This is a genomic window from Leisingera sp. MMG026 (assembly GCF_021654205.1).
Lineage (GTDB): Bacteria > Pseudomonadota > Alphaproteobacteria > Rhodobacterales > Rhodobacteraceae > Leisingera.
Genome location: NZ_JAKFZM010000125.1, coordinates 1 through 1,069, shown reverse-complemented (window position 1 = coordinate 1,069; position 1,069 = coordinate 1). Strand labels below are relative to the sequence as shown.

Sequence of the window (1,069 nt, the reverse complement as noted above, 5' to 3'; positions counted from 1 at the left end):
GCGAACTCCAGTTTCCTCATCAATTCCCCTCGCGGGATCATGCTGTGCATGACCCTGACGGGCAAGGGATGTGTATTTTGCGCCAGATGCGCCGCTTGGAGCCACCCGCTGCCCGGCAGCACATGCATGGCATGTGCGAGAGGGGGGCTTTCGGGCATTCCACTCACCTTCGCCCTCGGCCTTGATCCCGGTGCTGTCGATGAGAAGGTTCAGCGGGCCTTTCCCTCCACCGTAGGGGATGGCCACGTTCAGCTTCTGCTGGCGACGGCACAAGGGGCTGAAGTCCGGGACCGGCCAGTCCAGCCCGACCAGCCGCAGGAGGCTTTCGACGAACCCAGCCGTCTGTCGCAACGGCATCGCGAACAGCACCTTCATCGTCAGACAGGTCTGGATTGCGGCATCGCTGAAGCTCGGCTGCCGTCCCGTCGGCGCAGGTCTCCACACCATGTCGGGATCAAACCACACCGTCAGCGAACCGCGCCGCCTTAGTGCCTCATTGTAAGCCGACCAGTTCGTGGTCTTGTACTTCCTAGCGGCCCAACTGCTCATGGCTCACAGCTAGCATGCTGGTTTCACGCAGTGAATCCCTCGCCCGATTCATGCAACAAGGCCCTTTAGGAGGACATTCTGGATGCCCTCAACCAGAGCGGGGCCGTCCCAGACGCCCTGCAAATGGTCGATAGCACCGTCATTCGCGCCCATCATGAGGCAACGGGCGCTAAAGGGGGACTCCTCGACAGGGTTTTGGCCGCTCACGAGGTGGGTTCACGACCAAGATCCACCTTCGCGTCAACGCGCATGGCCTGCCAATGAGAACGGAAATCACACCGGGCCAAACGTCGGGTTATCTCGGTTTCGACCTGGTCATGGCCGACAACCTGCCGGAGCCCAAGGTGCTGCTAGCAGATCGGGGTTATGATGCTGACCGTATGCGGAAAACCATGGATGAGCGCGACATCCTCACTCAAATTCCAATGCGCAAGACCCGCAAGATGCGCGTGGGTGTAGATCACAGACTTTACCGGCTGCGCAACATGGTTGAGCGATGCTTCAACAAACTGAACGACTG

At 60.1% G+C, this 1,069-nt stretch carries 1 protein-coding gene and 1 pseudogene; one reads left to right on the top strand and one right to left on the bottom strand.

Annotated elements, in window-relative coordinates:
• Window positions 1-549, bottom strand: a 549-nt coding sequence (locus tag L1069_RS23735) for an IS5 family transposase (RefSeq protein ID WP_237457286.1), incomplete at its 3' end; no start/stop codon positions are given.
• Window positions 550-612: 63 nt separating this feature from the next.
• On the opposite strand from L1069_RS23735, the pseudogene L1069_RS23730 reads away from it, so the two are divergent.
• Window positions 613-1,069 (top strand): annotated as a pseudogene (locus tag L1069_RS23730) (IS5 family transposase); the annotation flags it as partial.